At 72.3% G+C, this 21,478-nt stretch carries 18 protein-coding genes; 7 read left to right on the top strand and 11 right to left on the bottom strand.

Features of this window, described 5'->3' with window-relative positions; genetic code table 11:
* The first annotated feature begins 23 nt into the window (after positions 1-23).
* A complete protein-coding gene (locus ABD841_RS05710; protein WP_344968571.1) occupies positions 24-1,451 on the top strand; it encodes a hypothetical protein in 1,428 nt (475 codons plus the stop codon).
* A gap of 48 nt (positions 1,452-1,499) precedes the next feature.
* Entirely contained in the window at positions 1,500-3,326 is a 1,827-nt protein-coding gene (locus ABD841_RS05705; RefSeq protein WP_344968569.1) for a N,N-dimethylformamidase beta subunit family domain-containing protein, read from the top strand.
* A gap of 175 nt (positions 3,327-3,501) precedes the next feature.
* On the opposite strand, the gene ABD841_RS05700 is transcribed toward ABD841_RS05705, so the two are convergent.
* Positions 3,502-3,948 (bottom strand): hypothetical protein, encoded by a 447-nt coding sequence (locus tag ABD841_RS05700; protein WP_344968568.1) that lies wholly within the window; start codon positions 3,946-3,948, stop codon positions 3,502-3,504.
* Between the two features lie 437 nt (positions 3,949-4,385).
* On the opposite strand from ABD841_RS05700, the gene ABD841_RS05695 reads away from it, so the two are divergent.
* Positions 4,386-4,910 carry a hypothetical protein gene (locus ABD841_RS05695; protein ID WP_344968566.1) on the top strand — a complete coding sequence of 175 codons (525 nt, stop codon included), beginning with the start codon at positions 4,386-4,388 and terminating at the stop codon, positions 4,908-4,910.
* A 200-nt stretch (positions 4,911-5,110) separates the two neighbouring features.
* Here ABD841_RS05695 and ABD841_RS05690 read toward each other — a convergent pair whose 3' ends face one another.
* The 5 genes from ABD841_RS05690 to ABD841_RS05670 all read right to left on the bottom strand — a co-directional run bounded on the left by ABD841_RS05690 (position 5,111) and on the right by ABD841_RS05670 (position 10,718).
* Positions 5,111-6,172, bottom strand: coding sequence for a methyltransferase (locus ABD841_RS05690; RefSeq protein ID WP_344968565.1), 1,062 nt, complete (start codon positions 6,170-6,172; stop codon positions 5,111-5,113).
* Positions 6,169-7,314, bottom strand: coding sequence for an aminotransferase class V-fold PLP-dependent enzyme (locus ABD841_RS05685; protein ID WP_344968563.1), 1,146 nt, complete (start codon positions 7,312-7,314; stop codon positions 6,169-6,171). Before ABD841_RS05685 ends, ABD841_RS05690 begins: the two co-directional genes overlap by 4 nt.
* Entirely contained in the window at positions 7,311-8,234 is a 924-nt protein-coding gene (locus ABD841_RS05680) for a tryptophan 2,3-dioxygenase family protein (protein ID WP_344968852.1), read from the bottom strand. Before ABD841_RS05680 ends, ABD841_RS05685 begins: the two co-directional genes overlap by 4 nt.
* A 372-nt stretch (positions 8,235-8,606) precedes the next feature.
* Positions 8,607-9,251 carry a M15 family metallopeptidase gene (locus ABD841_RS05675; protein WP_344968562.1) on the bottom strand — a complete coding sequence of 215 codons (645 nt, stop codon included), beginning with the start codon at positions 9,249-9,251 and terminating at the stop codon, positions 8,607-8,609.
* A 123-nt stretch (positions 9,252-9,374) separates the two neighbouring features.
* Positions 9,375-10,718, bottom strand: a complete 1,344-nt coding sequence (locus ABD841_RS05670; RefSeq protein ID WP_344968560.1) for an ROK family transcriptional regulator — start codon at positions 10,716-10,718, stop codon at positions 9,375-9,377.
* A gap of 214 nt (positions 10,719-10,932) precedes the next feature.
* Here ABD841_RS05670 and ABD841_RS05665 point away from each other — a divergent pair, with 214 nt between their 5' ends.
* From ABD841_RS05665 to ABD841_RS05650, 4 genes are all read left to right on the top strand, one after another.
* Entirely contained in the window at positions 10,933-12,264 is a 1,332-nt protein-coding gene (locus ABD841_RS05665) for an extracellular solute-binding protein (protein WP_344968558.1), read from the top strand.
* Positions 12,265-12,266: 2 nt separating this feature from the next.
* Entirely contained in the window at positions 12,267-13,280 is a 1,014-nt protein-coding gene (locus ABD841_RS05660) for a carbohydrate ABC transporter permease (protein ID WP_344968556.1), read from the top strand.
* Positions 13,277-14,167: a carbohydrate ABC transporter permease gene (locus tag ABD841_RS05655; RefSeq protein WP_344968554.1), complete on the top strand. Its 891-nt coding sequence runs from the start codon at positions 13,277-13,279 to the stop codon at positions 14,165-14,167. Before ABD841_RS05660 ends, ABD841_RS05655 begins: the two co-directional genes overlap by 4 nt.
* 105 nt (positions 14,168-14,272) lie before the next feature.
* Positions 14,273-15,727: a glycoside hydrolase family 3 protein gene (locus tag ABD841_RS05650; protein WP_344968553.1), complete on the top strand. Its 1,455-nt coding sequence runs from the start codon at positions 14,273-14,275 to the stop codon at positions 15,725-15,727.
* A gap of 72 nt (positions 15,728-15,799) precedes the next feature.
* On the opposite strand, the gene ABD841_RS05645 is transcribed toward ABD841_RS05650, so the two are convergent.
* The 5 genes from ABD841_RS05645 to ABD841_RS05625 form a co-directional block, all read right to left on the bottom strand.
* Positions 15,800-16,498 carry a DUF6875 domain-containing protein gene (locus tag ABD841_RS05645; protein ID WP_344968551.1) on the bottom strand — a complete coding sequence of 233 codons (699 nt, stop codon included), beginning with the start codon at positions 16,496-16,498 and terminating at the stop codon, positions 15,800-15,802.
* Positions 16,492-17,925 (bottom strand): FAD-dependent oxidoreductase, encoded by a 1,434-nt coding sequence (locus tag ABD841_RS05640; protein WP_344968549.1) that lies wholly within the window; start codon positions 17,923-17,925, stop codon positions 16,492-16,494. The genes ABD841_RS05645 and ABD841_RS05640 overlap by 7 nt, the downstream gene beginning before the upstream one ends.
* Positions 17,922-18,953 (bottom strand): class I SAM-dependent methyltransferase, encoded by a 1,032-nt coding sequence (locus ABD841_RS05635; RefSeq protein ID WP_344968548.1) that lies wholly within the window; start codon positions 18,951-18,953, stop codon positions 17,922-17,924. The genes ABD841_RS05640 and ABD841_RS05635 overlap by 4 nt, the downstream gene beginning before the upstream one ends.
* Positions 18,931-20,292, bottom strand: coding sequence for an MFS transporter (locus ABD841_RS05630; protein WP_344968546.1), 1,362 nt, complete (start codon positions 20,290-20,292; stop codon positions 18,931-18,933). The genes ABD841_RS05635 and ABD841_RS05630 overlap by 23 nt, the downstream gene beginning before the upstream one ends.
* A partial coding sequence (locus tag ABD841_RS05625) for a thioester reductase domain-containing protein (protein ID WP_344968544.1) occupies positions 20,285-21,478 on the bottom strand: 1,194 nt, incomplete at its 5' end. The genes ABD841_RS05630 and ABD841_RS05625, both read right to left, overlap by 8 nt.

The following is a 21,478-nucleotide window of genomic DNA, read 5'->3' as shown; positions in this document are numbered from 1 at the left end:
GATCATCGGACGGGGGACAGCACATGGACATCCGGTTCTCGGGGAACCGATCGGGAACGGCGCCGCTGACCTGGGGACAGCGGGCCATCTGGGACACGATCCGGAAGACGGCGCCGGACGACCGCTACTTCAACTTCGGCCGTGTCCTCGCCGTCCCCCGGCGTGCCCGGCCGCTCACCGTGGCGCGGGCCGCCGGGGTCCTGGGGGTGCTGGTGGAACGGCACGAGTCCCTGCGAACCAGGCTGGGGCCCGCGCCCACCGGGGGCGGCCCGGCACCACACGGGACCGAGAGCCCGGCACCGCGCGGAAACGACAGCCTTGCACCACGCGAGACCGAGAGCCCGGCACCACGCGGGACCGGGGACGCGGAGCCGTGGCAGACGCTGGGCGCGGCCGGAACCATCCCGGTCACCGTGTCGGACGGCGGCGACCCGGAACGGCTGCTGGCCGCGCTGGCGGAGACCGCTTTCGACTACCGCGACGAGTGGCCGCTCCGGGTCGGGCTCGTGACCGGCGGCGGCGAGGTCACCCACATCGTGCTCGTCTTCTGCCACCTGGCCGCCGACGGCCTCGGCGCCGAGGTCGCGATCACGGACCTGCGGCTGCTGCTGCTCCGCGGCGCCATACCGGGACCGCCCCCGCCCTCGCCGCTGGACCTGGCCCGCTGGCAGGGGTCGGAGCAGGGCCTGAAGGTCGCCTCGGCGGCCGCCGCGTACTGGGAGAGCGCGTACCGGCGCATCCCGCCGACGATGTTCGACCGGCCCGTGGCCGCGCCCGCGAGCCCCGCGATCTGGCGGGCGCGGCTCGTCTCGCGGGCGATGGACCTGGCCGTGCGGCGGATCGCGGCCGTGCACGGCACGAGCACCTCGACCGTGTTGCTGACCGCCTCGGCCACGCTGGTCGGCGCCGTGACCGGCCACGACATATGCGCGATGCTGCCGATCGTGGGCAACCGCTTCCGCGGCGACACCGCCGGCGCGGTCACCACGCTCTCCCAGGAGGGCCTGTTCGTGCTGGACCTGCGCGCGGGCGGCTTCGCCGAGCTGCTGCGGGCGGCCCGGCCCGCCGCGCTGCGCGCCTACCGGTCCGCCTACCACGACCCGGCCGACCGGGACCTGCTGACCGAGCGGGTCAGCCGGGAGCGGGGCGCGAGGATCCACCCGTACTGCTGTTTCAACGACATGCGCCTCGCCGACCGGGTGGACGCCTCCCCCGACGAGCGGACCGTGCGGCGGGCGCTGGCGGAGACGACCCTGACCTGGCCGCTCCACCAGGACCGGCTCAACTGCCGGTTCTGCCTGCACGTGACCGGCGAGCCCGGCGCGCTGGGCGTCTCGCTCACCGCAGACACCCGTTACCTGCCCCGCCCGGCCATGGAACGGTACCTGCGCGACCTGGAGGAGCTGCTGGTGCGGGCGGCCTTCCACGAGGTGCCGGAGCCGGTCGGATGACATCCGGCCGAGGCTGAGGTCCGGGGTGCCCACGCTCAAGGAGATCCGATGACGGTCCACGCCTACGCCGAGTCCACGTCCTGCGTCCAGGGCGGCGCGCTCCGCTTCCACCTGACCCGCGCGTCCCGGGCCCCGCTGCGCGGCGCGGTGCGGGTGGAGGACGTGGCCACGGACCGGGCGGTGTTCGACGGGGAGTTCAGCGGGCCGTCGTGGACGCTCGGCGTCTCCCCCGGCTGGCCCAGCTCGCTCTACCGCGCGGTCTTCGCCGCCGGCGAGAGCTCCTGCGAGGTCCACTTCGTCGTCCGGGCCGCCCGGCCGAGTTCGCCGATCCTGCTGTCGATGCCGTTCCCGACCTGGCAGGCCTACAACCGGGCCGGCGTTCCCGGCGAGTCCGTCTACTGGACCGAGCAGCCCACCCGGGCCGCGCGTGTCTCCTTCCACCGGCCGGGCGGCGGCCCGCCCCCGGAGCGCTGGGAAGAGGGCATGATCCGCTGGCTGGGACCGGCCGGGTACGACGTCGACTACTGCTCGGGCCTGGACCTGCACGAGGGTCGCGAGCTGCTGTCCGGCTACCGGCTACTGGTGATCAACGGCCATGACGAGTACTGGTCGGCGGGGATGCGCGACAGCGTCGAGGAGTTCATCCGGCGGGGCGGCAACATGGCCGTGTTCTCCGGCAACACCTGCTGGTGGCAGTTCCGGCTGGAGGACGACGGGCGCACCATGGTCTGCTACCGCGACGCGGTCGCCGACCCGATGGCCACCGTCGAGCCCGGCCTCACCACGGTCGAGTGGTCCAGCGCGCCGGTGAACCGGCCGGAGAACGGCCTGACCGGGGTCAGCTTCCGGCGGGGCGCCGGGACCTGGGGGCCCTACATGCGGCACATGGAAGAGGAGTCGTACACTGTCCGCTTCCCCGAGCACTGGGTCTTCGAAGGGACGAAGCTGGGCGAGGGCGCCACGTTCGGGCGGGGCGCCATCGGCTACGAGACGGACGCGTGCGACTTCGTCGAGGTGGACGGGGTGCCCGTGGCCACCGGGCGGGACGGCACCCCGCCGTCCTTCGTCATCCTGGCCACCGCCGACCTGCGCCACTGGCACCGCTACGGGCAGGGCGGCATGGCCACCATGGGCGTCTTCACCCTCGGCGCCGGAACGGTCTTCACCGCCTCCACCGTGAACTGGGGCAACACCCTGCACGACCCGGCCGTGGACCGGATCACCCGTAACGTGCTGGACCGGCTCTCGCGCCGGGTGTCCGGCTGGGAGATCATCGGGACGGGCGGCTCGATGCGCGCACTGACCGTGTGCGACGCGCGCCTGTACGGGGTGGGCGCCGACGGCGGGCTGTACCGCCGGGACGTCTCCGGGCAGAACCTCCGCTGGCGCCGGACGGGCTCCGGCGGCGGGGTCGTCGCGATGGCCACCCCGCGCGAGGCGACCGCCACCCGGCCCGTCGGCCTGTACGGGCTGACCGGCGACGACCGGCTCGTCTACCGGGACCCGGGCGAGGACGCTTCCTGGACCGTGCTCGGCGACGCCCCGCCCGGCGGGGTGGGGCTGGCCCTGGTGGACGGCGAGCTGTGGGCGGCCACCGCCTCCGGCGGCCTGTGGCGGCTGCCCCCGGAGGCCGCGGAGTGGGTCCCGGCCGGGAGCAGCGGGGACGCCGTCGCCCTCACCGGCATGAACGGCCGCCTCTACGCCGCCGATGCGGCGGGCCGGGTCCGCACCCGGCTGCCCCTGCCGGGTGCGGCCGAGTGGACCGACCTGTGCACCGCCTCAGGTGTCACCGTCCTGACCGCCCACGCCGGCCGCCTGATCGGCACGGCCCCCGGCGCCCCGCTCCGCTGGCGGGACCCGGTGCCCGATCTCTAGTCCACCGGCGGGTGCGCGTCCCGGAATCCGGTGGGGTGCGTCCGCGTGATTCCGCCGAGCGGGCGGCCCGCCCGGTCGGGCGGGGTGAGACGGCCGGCGACCGTCTCCGGGGACGGACATCGCGCGTGCCACGCCCCGTCCGCCCGGTGGGACGGACGGGGCGTGACGGCGGGACTCACGGGTTGTCGATGCCGATCCAGTTGACGTACCACCCGAAGTTCTGCGCGTCTTCGACGGTGAGCGGGATGCCGTTGCTCCACCGGATGTAGACGCGGAATCCGGTCGCGGTGGGCCGGTAAACGGTGCTGGTGCCGGTCAGCTCGAAATGGTGGGCCAGCCCGCCGACGGAAACCAGGTAGGTCGGGTTGCCGGTGAAGTGCGCGGAGCTGGTGTCGACGTCGATGTAGAGGCCGGGCGAGTTGTTCTCGTAGAGAACCCAGCCCTGTCCGGGCTCCGTGCTTCCGGAAGCGATCCTGATGGTCGCCTTGCCCGACGCCACCGCGGCCGGCAGCTTCTGGCCGGTGGGAAGAGCGTCGGCATGCGCGCTCACCCCCGTCATCATGGTGGCCCCGAATGCCAGGGCGGCGGACAGCGCGACGGTCGCGGACCTCACGATGGACATGCGTTCTCCTTAGGTCAATTCCTCGGCGGTCATGACCTCGGAGAGGCACTGCTCGCAGAGGCGACCGGTGCCTGTCATGGCGTCTGAGGACGAAGTGATCGTCACCGATGGTAGCCACACTGGAGCCCGTTGTTACTGAACGCCACATGCTCGATGGGAGTCGATCCTCGGCGGGTTCACGGCTCGGACCGGCCGCCGGGAACGGCGCGCGTGCCGGCCGCCCCGCGCGGGTGCCGGAGTGCCGGAACGTCAGGCGGGCGGCCGGCCGGCGTTGACGCCGGCGCCCGGCCCGTGGGCGCTCTCTCCTCTGCGCGGCGTACGCCTGGCGGCGGATGTGTCGGCCCTTCGCGCTCGCATAGGATGCCGCGGGCCTTTGCCGGCAATCTTCAACACAACCGGCGTACGGCTCGTAACCGGCTCACAACCATGGGAGAGACATGACGAAGCACATGATCACCCGGCGACTGGGGCGTCCGGCACTGGTGGCGGCACTGGCCGGAGGGATGCTGCTGACCGGCGTCGCCCCCGCGGCGGTCGCCGAGTCCGCCACGGGCGCGAAAGGCACGCTGGGACCGTTCGGATACGGTGGCCTGACGCTCGGGATGAGCGCCGCGAAGGCCCAGGCGACCGGGAAGATCGTGCGTAAGACCTCGGGCCCGTGCGCGGGTTGGGACCTGAAGGCGCACCCGACCGGCCGCGACAGGGCGGGCGTGTACATCTCCAAGAGGCGCGGGGTGGCCATGATCTTCGCGCCCAGGGGTGTCAAGACCCCCCAGGGGATCGGGATCGGCTCCACCGGGGCGCAGCTGAAGAGGGCGTACCCCAAGCTCAAGGAGTCCGCCAGCGGGTACCCCGTCGCCGCCGTCCCGGGCAACCCGAAGGCCACCTACTACTTCCTCCTGTCCCGCGGCAAGGTCACCGAGGTGACCCTGGCCCTCAACAACCAGGACTGCGCCAACTAGCGCGTACCGGGGATTCGGATCACCGAGCCGCATCCCACCTGTTTTGTCAATGACAAGGTTGACGTACGGAGGTGGAGGCGATGGTGGGCGAGCTGCCGCGGAAGCGGTCCGGGACCGGCGGCAACCGCCCACCGCCGGATCTCGCACCGCGTTTCCGGGTACGCGCCGGTGACATCGGACCGGTGCGGGTGCCATCCGCGTCAGGTCGCCGGACCGTCTCCGGCCTCTTCCCCGCGCGAGCCCCCACGCGATGCGAGGATCACCTCGACCGGCCCCGGCAGCACGGTGATCTCCACAAAGCCGGTCTCGCCGAGAAGCCGCGTGTAATGTTCGATGTCATACAGTCGGCTGTGGCAGGCGTCGACGCCCATGAGGAAATACGACCAGAAGAACTGGCCGGCGAGGCGTTCGGGAGTGCGGAACTCCTCGCAGATCATGACCCGCCCGCCGGGCTTCAGCGCTTCGTGCACCTTCCGGAGCAGTGTGCGAGCAGTGGAAACCGGCCAGTCATGCAGCACCCGGACGAGCGACATCCCGTCGTAGCCGCGGGGCAGGGGGCCCCTGAGGAAGTCGCCGACGACGAAGCCCAGCCGGTCCTCTTGGCCGCTGTCGCGTCTCGTCCGCTCCACGAGCGGCTCCGCGGCGGGCAGGTTGAACACGTCCACGCGGAGCTCGGGACTGCACGGCAGCAAAGCCGCGGCCAGGGTGCCGTCGCCGCCTCCGACGTCGAGGAGCCGGAACGCCGACGCGCCGAACAGGCGGGGGGTGTGCGACCGGAACGTTTCGATGAAGGGTCCCAGACCGGCGGCCATGCTCCGCTCGAAGCCGGCCAGCTGCGTCTCGTCCGGAGGCCAGCCGAAGTCGTCCGCCGGGATCGACAGCGTCCCTCTCAACACCTCGGGCAGGGACCCGTACAGGACCCGCCACGGGTACCTGTCGCGGTCCCGTTCCAGGGCGTCGGGACCTGCCACGGCCAGTGCCGCCTCCCTCAACCCGGCAACGGCGGTGTAGCGGGTGAGGAACGGATCGTCGCCCGTGCTCCGGCTCCGGACGAAACCGAGGCTCTCCAGGCAGTCCAGCATCTTGTACAGGCGGCTCGGGACCAACCCCAGCCGGGTGCCGAGCTCGGCCACGGTGACCTCGGCGGACTCCAGCACGTCGAGCACGCCGAGTTCCAGAGCGGTCTCCACGACGTCCATCGCCTTGGCGCCGTTGGCCAGGAGGCTCATGAGCGCTCGTGGAGTGAGCGGGTGGCCGTTCACCGGGTGATCCTCGCGCGCTCGTTCTCCACCGCGTCCATGAACGTGTCGATCTCCTCAATCGTGTTGTAGACGTGCGGTGCCACGCGTAGTGACCCACGCCAGCTGCACACCATGCCACGGCGTACGAGGGCCTCCCTCACCTGCCGGTCTCCCGGAAACCTCAGGCAGACGACCCCGGCACGGCGAGAGCGGTCTCTGGGGGTCACGACCTCGATCCCGGCGGCGTCGGCGCGCTCGATGACGCGGTCGGTGCAGGTCAGGGAGTGCCTGCGGATCGCCTGCACGCCCAGGCCCGACAACAGGTCCAGGCCCACCCTGGAGATCATCGGTCCCAGCGGCAGGGGAGTGCCGCCCGCGAGACGGCGAGCGTCGGCCGCCCATCCGGCGGGCGGGCCGAAGGAGGTGGGATCGTCGCCGGCGAACCAGCCCGTCACCGCCGGCCGCAGGTCCGGCAGGATGTCCGGCCTCACGTAGAGGAAAGCCGTGGCGGCGCCGCACATCCATTTGTGCGCCCCGCCGAGCAAGAAGTCGACGCCAAGAGCGGTGACGTCCAAGGGGAGCACGCCGACGGTCTGATAGGCGTCGACGATGACGTAGGCGCCCACGCTGTGCGCCCGATCGACGACGCGCCGCAGGTCGAGCACGGCCCCCGTGCTGTAGCTGCCGTGCGACACGCATACGCAGACGGTACGTTCGTCGATCGCCTCTTCAAGGGCGTCCTGGTCGAAATCCGGTCCCCCGCCGCCCGCCACTTCCAGCGTCGCCCCGTAGCGGGCGAAGCCGCGCCACAAGAACGGCACTGTCGGGAACTCCAGGTCGGTGGTGACCACCCTGTCGCGTGGCGCGTCGAAATCGAGGCAGGTGGCGACGCGGCCGAGCAACGTGCTGAGGTTGAGATCGGTCACCACCGAGCCGGCCGGAGCCCCGACGAACCGGGCCAGGGTCTCGGTGTAGCCCGCCACCTGGTCCAGCCAGCCGTTCCACTCCTCGTCCCGCCATGCCGACAGCGTCCGCCAGTACCGGCCCAGAACGTCCTCGACTCCACGGGGAACGGCCCCGGTGGAGTTGCTGTTGAGATAGACGCACGTGCTCAGGACCGGGAACTCGGCGCGCAGGGACGCCAGCCACTCGCTGTCCGTCACCGTCGCGGCCCTCCCGTCCGAGGCACGCCGGGCGTGTACCCGCCGCCGCGGTCCCACGTGGTCGTCATCTCCTCACGGACCTTCCACAGCCGCCGGAACAACGGCTGCGTCATCCGGCCGGTCAGGACCTGGGTGGAGACGCCGTCCAGCGCGGAGGTCCGCCGGCTGACGCCGATCGTCCTGCGCACGAGCATGAAGTGGGCGACGAGCCACATCTGGTACGCCTCGTCGACGTCGACGAGCAACTCGAAGATGCGCTTCAGATCGGGATGCCCGGCGTCAGAGGACTCGTAGACACCACGGACGGACACCATCCTGCGCTCCACGACCAGGTCGAGCGCCCCGGACACGTGTTCCGCCGCCAGTCGCACGCGACTGTACCCCGGCGACTCCTGGCCGCTGCCGTTGCCGAGGTGCCTCCGGATCACCTGGTACGAGTCCGGTGTCAACGTCTCCAGCACCCCCAGCTCCTGACGCAGGCTGCCGAAGATGCGCGCGACTCGATCCAGTCGCGCGGACGCTTCCCAGAACATCTCGCGCTCCAGGTCGCCGACGACCTCGGCCAATTCGTGCGTTGCGAGCTTCAGCCACAACTCCTGGGCTTGATGAACGATCTGGAACATCAGCTCGTCGGGTGATATGAGGTCGTCGACGGCCGATTGCAGCGAGAGCAACTCCTGAGTCCGGAGGTACAGCTCGTAATCGAGTTTGCCCTCCCCTACGGACGTCTTCAGGATGGAGTTCCAGACCGGCTCCGACAGCGTCCGATGCAGGTCTCCCGTGTCTCCCTTCCGGTTCTCTCGACAGGCCGGACCAGACCACGACGCGGATGTTCCGCCGGCGCCTGTTTCGTCAGCGTTTGTTTCGTCAGCGTTAATCGGATCTCTCCCGTGGAGACGGCCAACGGAAATAGTGTTCACGCCCTCACGTTTACCGTCCGAGTCTCTCGGACGGTCGTACACGATGACCGCGCGAACCCGAAAACGCAGTATCACCCAGTTTCCTAGTGAATTACTTGGAATGCGGCGCGGCACCTCTTAAGAGAGCGGGAACCCATCCGCCCTTCCTGACGCCCCGTCCCATTGCGGCATCGATTGCCACGCCGGCATCCCGCCGACCGCCACGCTCTCATTACGAGGCCGGCGTTACCTCCATCCCCTCGGTCGGTATCACGTTCCAGGGTTCCGCCGAACTTGCCGGCGATCGGCCCGTCGGCGTCGTCATCACCTCCGACCGGCCGGAACTCACGCTGATCGATGTCAATCGACGGAGATCGGCGCGGAGAACGAGTGTCAGACGGAGACCGGGCCGTACAGGGCCGCCGGGGCGCCGGTGGTCATGGCCCAGTAGCGGTCGCCGTAGGACCAGTGCCACCACTCGGTGGGGTAGTTGACCAGCCCCGCCGCGTCGAGGGCGACACCGAGGAGCTTGCGGTGGTGACGGGCCTCGGGCGGGAGGCCGGGGGCGTCGGTGTAGCAGGCGCCGCCGCTCTGCTCGGGGGTGGCGTTGAGCGGGGTGCCCATGTCGATCTCGATCCCGTCCTCGGTGCACAGGGTCAGATCGACCGCCGCGCCCGCGGTGTGCGGGGCGACCTCGACGGGTGAGACGTAGCGGCTCGCCGCCACCCGGATTTCGGCAGGCGACATATCGGGATATGCCGCCATCAGCTCCGCTGAGTACTCGTCGAAGATCTGTTGCTGCGCCGCCACCGGCCGGTACCCCTCCACGACCAGCAGCCGGTAGCCGTCGGGAAGCTGCGCCTGCGCCTGCTCCAGCCGGGCGAGCAGCCCCTCCCTGAGGTGGGCGAACGCCCCCGCGGCATCGGCCAGCCGGTCGTCCGTACGCAGCCGCCCCCGTACGTCGATCAGCTGCTCACCGGACTCCTCGACGGGAACCGAGGCGACCCGGGGATCGGAGATCAAAACGATGTCGCGCATGACCGTAATTCTTCCTCACGCGCCTCGGGCCCGGGGACACCGCCCTTCCGGGGGGCGTCGCACCGCGTCGGAGAACACCTGCCGCGACGCCCGGTCCGGCCGCGACGCACCCGCCGCGGGGCGTCACACCGTGTCGGAGAACACCTGTTCCCGGGCCTGTTCCAGGGCCGAGACCAGGGCGCCGCGCAGCACGGGGTTGCCCCGCACCCTGGTGACCACGACCCTGGGCTGGCTCGGGCAGACCCGGGCCACGGCCTCCTGGACCCTGACCGCGAGCGCCTCTCCCCCGGCCCGGCCGACGTCGCCGCTGAGCACGATCAGCCCGGGGTCCAGCACCACGGCGACGGCCGCGACCCCGACGGCCAGCCGCCCGGCCAGCTCGTCCAGGAACGCGTCGGCCCCCTCGGCCACGGCCGCGCTGACGTAGTCGCCCACCGAGCCGGTCCCCGTGACCGGTGCCGCCGCGAGGCCGCCACCCGCCTCTCCGGACGCCCCGGCCTCCGCGCCCCCGGCGGAGACCGGGGGCACGCCCCCCGCGCCCCCGGCGGCGGAGGCCGCGGGAACGGGTGCCGCGGGAGCGGAGACGGGGACAGGAGCCGCGGGGACGGCCGCCGCGGTCAGGGCCGGGACGATGCCGTGGGCGCGCGCCAGGCCGGCCACCGCGTCGCCGCCGACGAGGCGCTGGAACGAGCCCGACTGGGGCTCGTTCACCTCGGTCGGGAGCGGCTCGCCCGGGACCGGGAGCCAGCCGATCTCCCCCGCGCCGCCGGTGAAGCCGCGGTGCAGCCGGCCGCCCAGCATGACGCCGAGGCCCTGGCCGACCCCGGCCCAGACGAGGACGAAGTCGTCGACGCCCCGCGCGGCGCCGTGCGAGCGCTCGGCCAGGGCGGCGAGGTTGACGTCGTTCTCGATCGTCACCGGGATGTCGAGGTCGTGGCGGAGCTGGGCGAGCACGCCCGCGTGCCAGGAGGGCAGGTCGAAGGAGAAGCGGACATCGCCGGTGCCGGGGTCGACGACGCCCCGGGTGCCGATCACGAAGGCGCGCAGCCGGTCCGCGCCGACGCCGGCCGACTCGCACACCTTGCGCACCGCGCTCCGCACGAGCCGTACCGGGTCGTCGTGCCCGCTGGGGTCGACGGCGACCTCGGCGACGATCTCGCCGGTGATGTCGGCGACGCCCGCGCTGATCCGGTCCGGGAGCACGTCGAGGCCCACCACGTACGCGCATGACGGCACGACGGCGTACAGGGCGGCGTTGGGGCCGCGCCCGCCCGCCTGCTCGCCGACCACCGTGACGAGGTCGCGCTCCTCCAGCCGGGAGAGCAGCTGCCCCGCGGTCACCTTGGAGAGCCCCGTGCGTTCTCCCAGCTCGGCCCGGGTGAGGGGGCCGACGGACAGCAGGAGCTCCAGCGCCGCTCGGTCGTTGAGCTGGCGCAGCAGCCGAGGTGTCCCCGGACGTCTGGACAAGGTCGCCCTCCCCGTCACGATCCGCTAACGATCGTTTCTTTTAAGAAAGTTTCTTGTTAGTTTAACCGTAGTCAGCCCGCAGGCAAGCGATCAGCGGCCGCGCGGGTTGCCGCAGCTCCGACCGCTCCCAGTTGAGTCCAGAGGGTCACGGGGGACCCCAGCCGATTACCGACGAGCGCAAGATCCCGGCGAAAGCCTGAAAGGGAGAACTCCAGTGAAGTTCGCGAGAATCGCCACCACGACGGCCGTCACCGCCGCCCTCGCCCTGGGTCTCGCCGCCTGCGGTGGCAGCGAGCCCACGCCGGCGCAGAACGCCGACGCGTCGGCGCCCGCCTCCGGACCGAAGTTCGCCGGCCAGACCCTCACCGTCTGGCGCCTGGGCACCCCCGACTCCAAGCAGACCGCCCTCATGAACGACCTGAACGCGAAGTTCAAGGAGCTCACCGGCGCCGAGGTCAAGCTCCAGTGGGTGCCATGGCCGGACGCGCAAGCCAAGTGGACCGCCGCGCTCGCCGGCGGCGAGGGCCCGGACGTCACGGAGTTCGGCAACGACCAGGTGGCGGCCTGGGTCGCGCAGGACGCCCTCACCGACATCACCGACATCGTCAAGAGCACCCCCGACTTCCAGCAGATCCCGCAGAACCTGTGGGGCTACGAGACGGTCGACGGCAAGATCTACGCCGCCCCGTGGGGTGGCGGCACCCGCGCGGTCCTCTACCGCAAGGACTGGTTCAAGGAACTGGACATCGAGATCCCCAAGACCTGGGACGACCTCGTCGCGGCGGGCAAGAAGATCGTCGAGAAGAAGGGCAAGGACGTCGACGGCTTCGCCTTCAACGGCGGCTCCGACGCCAACATGTCGCTCTCCCCGTTCGTCTGGTCCGCCGGCGGCGACTTCGCCGCCTTCGAGGGCGGCAAGTGGGTCGGCAAGCTGACGGAGCCCGGTTTCAAGGAGGGCTTCCAGTACTACACCGACCTGGTCGCCAAGCACGGCGTCTCGCGCAAGTCCGCCCTCACCCAGAACTCGGTGGACATCGCCACCCGCTTCGCCAACAGCAAGGTCGGCATGTACGTGACCGGCGGCTGGGACCTGACCACCATCAAGGAGCAGAGCGGCGGCAAGATCACCGACGACGACATGGCCTTCTTCTCGGTCCCGGCCAAGGACGGCAGCGGCCCGGCCCCGGCCTTCCAGGGCGGCAACGACATCGCCATCTGGAAGGACGCCAAGAACGTCGAACTGGCCGCCGAGTACCTCAAGCTGGCCGCCGGCAAGGAGTTCGGCACCCGCTACGCCAAGGACGGCGGCCTGCTGCCGCTCTACCCGGAGGCGCTGAGCGAGTACGCCGCGGACCCGGTGCAGGCGCCGTTCGCCGAGACCTTCAAGGTCGCCAAGGGCTTCCCGAACGACACCAACTGGGCCGAGGCCAACGACACCAAGGCCGTCCTGCAGAGCGCGGCCCGCGCCGTCATCGAGGGCAAGAAGGACGTCGACACCGCGCTGGCCGACGCCAACAAGGAACTCGAAGAGATCCTGAACCAGTAACCATGGCCAACACCTCAACCATCGCCCGGGGCGGGGGCACCTCCCCCGCCCCGGCGCGGGGGCGCCGAGGCACCACGCCCCCGCACCGATCCAGCGGGCTGCCCGCCTGGGTGATCCCCTACGCGCTGCTCGTACCGGGCCTGCTGGTCATCGCGGGACTCCTGCTCTACCCGCTGTTCCAGCTGATCACCATGTCCTTCCAGAACGTGGGACTGCGGCAGATCCGGGGCGTGCCCGCCGAGTCCGTCGGCTTCGAGAACTACGCCAAGCTGCTGGAGTCGGGGCTGTTCTGGACCTCGCTCCGCAACACCATCGTCTTCGCCGCCGTCACGGTGGCGCTCACCCTGATCCTCGGCACCCTGGTCGGCCTGCTGCTGAACAGGCTGAGCAAGAGGATGTCGACCTTCCTCGTCGTCGGCATCATGGCCGCCTGGGCGACCCCGCAGATCGCCAGCGCGATCATCTGGCGCTGGCTCTTCGACGCCGAGTCGGGCATCATCAACTGGGCGCTCAACGCGCTGCCCGACTGGCTCTCCAGCCTGCTGTTCGGCCGCGCCGACTGGACCGGTGAGCCGTGGCTCAACGACCCGGTCAGCATCTACGCGATCCTGATCCTGATGGTCGTCTGGGCGTCGTTCCCGTTCATCGCGGTCTCGGTGCTGGCCGGGCTGAAGAGCATCGCCCAGGAGCTGTACGAGGCGGCCCGGGTGGACGGGGCCTCCACGTGGCGGATCTTCTGGAAGATCACCTTCCCGCTGCTGAAGCCGGTCTTCGCCGTGCTGACGGTGCTCTCGATCATCTGGGACTTCAAGGTCTTCACCCAGCTCTTCGTGCTGGCCGGCGGCACCTCCAACCGCGAGGCGTTCAACCTGTCGCTGTTCTCCTACACCCAGGCGTTCGCCGCGCCGGTCAAGATGGGCATGGGCGCCGCGATCGCGGTGGTGCTGACCCTCATCCTGCTCGTCATCACCTTCTTCTACGTCCGCCAGATCGTGAAGACGGAGGACGTGCGATGACCGTTCTGCAGGAGATCACGAACTACAAGATCCAGAAGCGGCTCAAGAAGCGCAGGAAGCTCCGCAGGGCCGGCCTGAACGCCCTGGCCGTCGCGGTGTTCGTGTTCGCGGTGTTCCCCGTCTACTGGATGGTGACCACGGCGTTCAAGAGCAACGAGCAGATCTTCACGACCCAGTTCATCCCGTTCCCGACCGACCCGACCCTGGAGCACGTCGAGCGCGTCTTCGGCGAGGGCGTCGCGGGCCACTCCGTCTGGCGCTACCTGCTCAACAGCGCCGTCGTGGCGCTCGGCACGGTCCTGATCGGCGCGGTCTTCTCCCTGCTCTCGGCGACCGCGGTGGCCCGCTTCCGCTTCCGCGGGCGCACCTCGTTCCTGATCCTGCTGCTCGTCGTGCAGATGGTGCCGGGCGAGGCGCTGCTCATCCCGCTCTTCATGATGGTCCGGCGGGCCGGCCTGTACGACCAGCTCCTCGGCCTGATCGTGGTGAACGTCGCGATGACGCTGCCGTTCGCCATCTGGATGCTGCGCACCTTCGTCGCGGCGGTGCCCAGGGAACTGGAGGAGGCCGCCTGGATCGACGGCGCGTCCCGGTTCACCACCTTCTGGCGGGTGCTGTTCCCGCTGGTGGCCCCCGGTCTCGTCGCGACCAGCATCTTCTCCTTCATCACCGCGTGGAACGAGTTCGTCTTCGCGCTCACGCTGATGAGCGACCAGAGCGGCTTCACCATGCCCGTGGCGCTGCGCTACTTCGTCAGCCAGCGGTCGGTGGACTGGGGCGCGATCATGGCCGCCTCCACCCTGATGACCATCCCGGTCATCGTCTTCTTCCTCCTGGTGCAGCGGCGGATGGTCTCCGGCCTCGTCGCGGGCGCCGTCAAGGGCTGATCCCCACCGGTGCCGGTACGACCCACGCCCACAAGGCGCGGGCCGTACCAGCCCGACCTCGTTTCTGACACACCACGCAACTTCAGGTAAGGAACGCCTACCGCCATGTCTGAGCTCATCGCGGACCGCGGCGACCAGGGGCTGCGCCGTCTCGCGGCCGGCACACTGCTCGCCGCGTTCCAGGGCACCGGGGCCCCCGAGTGGGTGCTGCGGGGCCTGGAGAACGGCCTCGGCGGCGTCACCCTCTTCGGGTTCAACATCACCGACGCCGACCAGCTCTCCGCCCTCACCGCCCGGCTGCGCGAGGCCGGCGACCCGGTCGTCTCACTCGACGAGGAGGGCGGCGACGTCACCCGGCTCGCCTACCACGTGGGCAGCCCGTACCCGGGCAACGCCGCGCTCGGCGCCGTGGACGACGTCGAGCTGACCCGGCGCGTCTACCGGGCGATAGGCGACGAGCTGGCCGGCTGCGGCGTCACCCTCGACATGGCCCCCGCCGCGGACGTCAACACCGCCGACGACAACCCGGTGATCGGCACCCGCTCGTTCGGGGCGGACACCGCGCTCGTCGTCCGGCACACCGTCGCCGCGGTGCGCGGCCTGCAGTCGACCGGGGTGGCCGCCTGCGTCAAGCACTTCCCCGGTCACGGCGCCACCCGGCAGGACTCGCACCTGGAGCTGCCGGTCGTCGACGCCTCGCGGGAGCTGCTGCGCGAACGCGAGCTCGCGCCCTTCCGCGCCGCCATCGAGGCCGGGACCAGGTCCATCATGACCGCCCACGTGCGTGTTCCCGCCGTCACCGGCGACGCCCCCGCCACGCTCTCCCCCGCCGCCCTGACCGGTCTGCTCCGCGGCGAGCTGGGCTACGACGGCGTGGTCGTCACCGACGCCCTCGACATGCGGGCCGTCACCGACGCCTACGGCCTGGCCGGCGGCGCGGTGCTCTCCCTGGCGGCCGGGGCCGACCTGCTCTGCCTGGGCCCGACCCCCACCTCGGACGACGTCCGCCGGATCATCGACGAGATCGTCGCAGCCGTCCTGGACGGCCGGCTGCCCGCGGCCCGGCTGGAGGAGGCCGCCGAGCGGGTGGCCCGCCTGCGCGCCTGGTCCGGCGCTCCCCGCACCGGCGGGACCGAGGAGAAGGTGATCGGCCTCGCCGCCGCCCGCCGCGCGGTCAGCCTCACCGGCTCGGCCGCCCCGCTGGTCGACCCGCTGGTGGTCGAGGTGGACACGCCGCCGACCATCGCGGTCGGCGACGTGCCGTGGGGCTTCACGCCGCTGCCGCCGCGGGCCGAGGTGGTCCGGGTCAAGCCCGAGGCCGCGGACGTGCCGGACATCCTGCGCCGCGCCACCGGCCGTTCCTTGGTCGTCGTGGTGAAGGACGCCCACCGCTACGAGACGAGCCAGTCGGTGGTCTCGGCGCTGCTGGCCGCCCGCCCGGACGCCACCGTGGTCGAGATGGGCCTGCCGATCTGGCGCCCCGCGGGCGTCACCTACCTGGCCACGTACGGCGCCGCGCGCGCCAACGCCCAGGCCGCCGCCGAACTGCTCGGCGTCTGAGACGACCCGCCACGAGCGGGTCCACCGCGCGGCCCGCGCCGGGGAGACATCCCGGCGCGGGCCGCCCCTTTTTCACGCGCCTTCCGCCGCGGTGGCGCCCACCCCCGCCAGGAGGCCGTAGCGGGCGGCGACCGCCCGGACCTCGGCCCTGAGCGCGGCCGGGGGACGGTCGCCGAAACGCGCCAGGTAGGACGCCACCTGCTCCGGATCGTCGCGCAGGAACGGGAAGTCGGTCGGCACCATGTGCCGGATCGCCAGCAGGGGGACCGGGCTGCCCAGCGGACGGAAGTCCGGGTTCCACAACCCGGCCTTGGGCGGCGGGCCGGGGTAGAACTCGCCGATCATCAGCCCGCCGGCGACGTAGCGCGACTTGAGCGCCGCCTGGGCGTGGTCGATCACCGCCGCCGCCTCGGCCTCCGGCAGGTCGGGGAAGAGCACCAGGATCGTCCGGTACTGCGGGGACACCCCCGGCGGCGAGACCAGCCGCGGGAACCAGTCGCGGTAGCCGGCCAGCGCCGTGACCGCCCCCGGCCCGTCGGGCCTGCCGGGGTGGACGCCGAGGTAGAACGTGCCGCGGTCGAGCGCGGTCTGGGCGTACGGGCAGACGGGCCCCTTCCTGCCGAGCGCCTCGTGGGGGCGGCAGAGGTACTCCCGCGCCCAGGTGACGATCCGCCTGAGCGACGCGCCGTACCTCAGGACGAGTTCGTGGTCGCCGTCCAGGTCGGCGATCTCCAGGAGGACGCGGGAGGGGTCCGCGGAGTCGATCAGCATGGCGGTTCGCTCTTTCGGGGATTGCGCGGTGCGGGGCGGGCGAGCGGTGCGGAGGTGACATGGTGGGCGGAGGGAATCCGGGCGAGGGGGGCGCGGAAGGCACGGGCGTGCGGCACACCGCGGGCCAGGCGGGCCAGGAGCGGTACCGCCGCGGCCAGCCCCGCCACGGCGGCGGCCGCGGCCACCCCGCGCAGGAGCGCGTCCTGCCGCCGGGCGCGGGCGAGCGCGTCGGCGTACGGGACGGTGGTGTGCGAGACCATCGTGTAGATCGGCATCCACCGGCCGGGGAACAACCGGGCGAGCAGCAGGTCCGCCTTCTTCCTGGCCAGGTGGAGCGGGGAGCGGAGCCGGTCGCGCAGCTCCACGAAGTTCTGCCGGGACAGCTCGTCCAGCACGTCGGTGTGCGGTTTGCGCAGGCGCTGGTACTCGGCGAAGGCGGCCGCCGGGTTCTCCGGGTGGTCGCCGAGGCAGCGGTCGAGGACCGTGCAGTCCTCCAGCGCCGAGTTCATGCCCTGGCCGTAGAAGGGGTAGACGGCGTGACAGGCGTCGCCGATGAGGGCCACCCGGCCCCGGTAGTGCCACGGGGAGGTGCGGATCGAGACCAGGTGCCCCACCGGGTGCTCGGCGTACTCCTTGGCCAGGTGCGGCATCAGGTCGAGCGCGTCCGGGAACCGCTCGCGGAAGAACCCCTCCGGGTCGGTGATCTCACCGAACCGCTCGACCGGCAGGAAGAGCGTGCCGGTGAGGGAGTTGTCGCGGTTGGGGTGGGCGACGATGAGGGCGTTCTCGCCGGGCCAGACGTGCAGCGCCTCCAACCGGGTCCTGGCCGACCCGTCGTCGGCGACGGGGATGGTCAGCTCCTTGTAGCCCCAGGGCAGGAACTCCTGATGGTGGTCCGCCCGAAGCCCGTGCTGCATGTGCGCCCGCACCTGGGAGAACGCGCCGTCCGCACCGATCACCGCGTCGCCCGCGACGGTGCTGCGCTCCCCGGTCTCCTCGTGGACGAGGTGCACCGCGGCGGCGTCGCGGTCGAGGCCGACCAGCCGGTGCCGGAAGTGGAAGGTCACCCCGGGCCGGGCCTCGGCATGGTCGACGAGCGCGGTGATGAGGTCACGGCGCAGCACCGAGTGGAGAATCTCGCCCTCGTGGGCCCCGTAGGGCTGGAAGGGCGCGCCACCGCCGGGCAGGTGGATCGCCCGGCCGCGCATCGGGACGGTCAGTGGTCGCAACCGGTCCATCAGGCCGACGTCGGTGAGCGCCTTGATGCCCCGGGCGGACAGGCCGAGGTTGATGGAGCGGCTCTCGTCCTCGTCGAGCAGCCGGGGGTCGGCCCGCCGCTCGTAGACGTCCACCCGGTGTCCCCGTCCCGCCAGGTAGCAGGCCAGGAGCGTGCCGGCGGGCCCCGCCCCGACGATGACGATCCTCACGGCGCCTCCAGCCGGGCGACGAGCAGTTCGTCGGTGCCCTGCAGCGGGCGCCGCTCGATCCCGCCGAACCCGGCGTCGGCCAGCCACCCGGCGACCTCGCCGAAGGCGTGGATCCGGCCTCCCTGGGTGACGGCGAGGTTCAGGCTGAAGGCCCGGACGAACGCCTCGGCCGCGGCGGGCGTGCCCGGCGGCAGGTCCGCGAAGGACTCCAGCACCAGCACCCTGCCGCCGGGGCGCAGCGCCCCCGCCACCCGCTTGAACAGGGCCCGGTTGCCCGCCTCGTCGAAACCGTGGCAGAGGTTGAACAGCAGCGCGGTGTCGTACCCGGAGCCGAGGTCGACCTCGGCCAGGTCACCGGGGAGCAGGGTGACGCGGTCGCCCAGCCCCGCCTCGGCGACCCTGGCCCGGCCGCCCGCCAGCGCGTTCGGCAGGTCCACGACCGTCGCGGTGAGCCGGGGGTGCGCCCGGCAGAGGGCGATGCTGTGGCGGGCGTGCCCGCCGCCGAGGTCGAGCAGGCGCTCCCCGGGGTCGGGCACGGCCTCGGCGACCAGCGGGGCGCGCGCCGCCGCCATGCCGTCCAGCATGGCCTGGAAGTCGGCGAGGGTGTCCGGCCGCTCCTCCAGCCACGCGTAGAAGTCGGCCTGCGGCCGACCGGTGCGCACGGACTCCTCCAGGCCGTCCCAGAGCTCGGCGAGCAGGTCCTGCCAGAAGGCCAGCGCCGGGGCGTACGTCCACGGGGCGCGCCGGTCGAGCAGGTCGGCCGCCATGGGGCTGTTGGCATATGCCGGTCCGGGTGCCCGCTCCAGGTAGCCGAAGGAGACGAGCGCGTCGAGCAGCACGACGAGCCCGGCCGGGCCGGTGCCCGTCCGCGCCGCGAGGTCCGCCACCGGGAGGGGGCCGCCGAGGAGCGCCTCGAAGACCCCCAGACGCTGGGCGGCCCCGGCCGCCCGGAACGCCATCGCGCCGATCAGGTCGAGGTGGGGGCCCGGCGTCCCCCGGAGTTCGTCAGGGTCGAGATAGAGCGGCATCGTTCTCTCCTTGCGTAACGCGCGGGTCGGCGGCCTCCGGGGCGTGCACGTCCGCGGCGTCGGGCAGCTCCGACTCCGCTCTCCGGAAGCGGGGCTGCAGGTACGCCAGCGGCGCGAGCAGCACCAGGCACAGGCCGGTGAGCAGGAAGATCGCCGCGATGCCCCGGCCGGTGCCGGTGCCGATCACGCCGCCGAGGGTGCCGGCGAGCACCCCGCCGGGGGCCAGCATCGGCTCGAAGACACGGTCGGCCAGGGGGCCCGCGACGAGATAGGTGAGCACGGTGGCGGTCTGGGTGACCGCGCGGACCGTGCTGAGCACCCGGCCCAGCGCCGCGGGATCGGTCTTGAGCTGCAGCACGGTCATCCCGGTGCCCTGCACGAACGGCAGCGTGAACAGGAACGCCGGCGCCACCACGGCGATCAGCCAGGGCGAGGGGGCGAGGCTGTGCAGGGCGAGCAGCACCCCGCCCAGGGCCGTGAACGCCGCGACGCCGCGCATGCGCCGCCGCGGCCCGCCCCAGGCGCTCAGCACGAGCCCCCCGGCGAAGACCCCGGCGCCGCCGGCGAACATCAGCGCCCCCAGCACCGCGGCCGACCCGAACGACAGGATCAGCGGCTGGACCAGCACCCCGGACATCCCGAAGAACAGGTTGTAGGCGGCCAGCACCATGACGAGCTGGAACAGCCCACGCCTGGCCCGCAGGTACCGCCAGCCGAACAGCAGATCCCCGCGCAGCGCCGCCGGCGGGGCCGAGGCGCCCGGCCGGGTGACCTCGCGCGGCAGCCGCACGGCGAACATGACCACCCGGGTCACCAGGAAGGTGACCAGGTCGATCACGACCACGCCGGTGACGCCGACCGTCACCAGCAGCGTGCCGGCCAGCAGCGGGGCGGCGATCTTCACCGAGTCGGCGACCTGCATCAGGCCGTTGGCCCTGCCCAGGTGCCGCTGCGGCATGATCAGCGGCATCATCGCGTGGTAGGCGGCCATGTGGAAGGTGCCGAAGACCGACCCGGCCACCGTGACCGCGTAGACGTGCCAGACCTCCGGCGAGCCGGCGGCCAGCAGCAGGGCGAGGACCGCGGTGACGGCGGCGGACCCGGCGTCGGCGGCCAGCAGCAGCCGCCTGCGGTCCCACCGGTCGGCGAGCGCCCCGGCCAGCGGGGAGAGCAGCACCTCGGGCAGGACCGCGCACAACATGATCAGTACGAACTCGGTGGCCGAGCCGTTCCGTTGGAAGACCCAGACGCCCAGGACGAACCCGGTCAGGCTCGACCCGATGATCGACAGTAGCTGGGCCGCCCAGATGACGGCGAAGCGGCGGACGCCGTCAGACACGGCAGCCACCCTCCAGGACCCCGGCACGCGTGTAACCGTCCAGGTAGAGGTCGAGCAGCTTCCCGTCGGCCGGTGGGCAGGCGAGCCCGGCGGCGGCGAGCGCCCGCTCGGTGGCCGAGCAGTCGAAGGACGGCCCGGGGAGCCCCCCGTACTCGGCGAAGAACGCCGGGTAGGGGGCGATCGGCACCTCGTCCCCGGCGGCCAGCCGGTCGCGGACCAGCCGCCGCCACTCCGGGCCCGGCACGAGCCGGACCGGAAAGCCGTGGTCGCGCAGGCCCTCGGCCAGTTCCGCCGAGCCGAGGACGCGTGGGTTGTAGTAGTGGAAGTCGCCGGTGGCGCGGGCCGCCGCCAGGTGCGCGATCGCCGCGGCGACGTGGTCGACCGGGGCCATGTCGAGCCGCTCCCCGTCGGGGACGGCGCCGAGGCCCGCGCACGTGGCGAAGAGCCGGCCGAGGAAGTCGCCGGGTGCCGGGGTGCCGGTGCGGCTGTCACCCGCGACCCGGGCCGGCCGGTGGATCGCGACCGGCAGCCCGGTCCGCCGGGCGTCGTCCGCCAGCCGGTCGGCCACCCACTTGCTCTGGTCGTAGCCCAGGTGCAGCGCGCCGGGATCCGGCAGCGGGTCACCCTCCCGGACCGTGCGCTCGCCCGGCGTCAGGTGGACGCCGAGCGTGGAGACCAGGTGGACGGGGGTGGTGATCCGGCCGGACGCCCCCAGCCGCAGGACGTCCAGGACCGCGTCCACGTTCGCCCCGCGCAGCCGCCGGTACGGCAGGGCGAAGTTGACCAGGGCCCCGTTGTGCACGACGAGGTCCACCGTGTCGGCCAGCTCCGCGAACCGGGTGGTGGGCAGACCGAGCCCCGGCAGGCCGAGGTCGCCGCGCTCGGGGACGATCCGGCCGGTGAAGCGGTCGTCCCAGAGCCCGTACCGGGCGAGGTTGCCGCGCAGCCGCCCGGCGGGGTCGTCGCCCCGGACCAGGCAGTGGACGTCGGCCTCGGCGGCGCGCAGCAACCCGGCGAGGAGGTACGCGCCGAGGAAACCGGTCGCGCCGGTGAGCAGCACCCGCCGCGGCGGCCCCTGCGGGATCGGGGCGCCGCCGAAGGCGATGTCCCCGGGCAGGACCGCCTCCGCGCGCAGGTCCACCGCCGGGCCGGGCCACCCGCCCGGCGGGCCGTCCGCCACCGGGCC

The sequence above is a fragment of the Streptosporangium fragile genome (genome assembly GCF_039534445.1).
GTDB classification, from domain to species: Bacteria; Actinomycetota; Actinomycetes; order Streptosporangiales; family Streptosporangiaceae; genus Streptosporangium; species Streptosporangium fragile.
The sequence above is the reverse complement of the archived record's forward strand: the minus strand, read 5'-3'. Positions and strand labels throughout refer to the sequence as shown.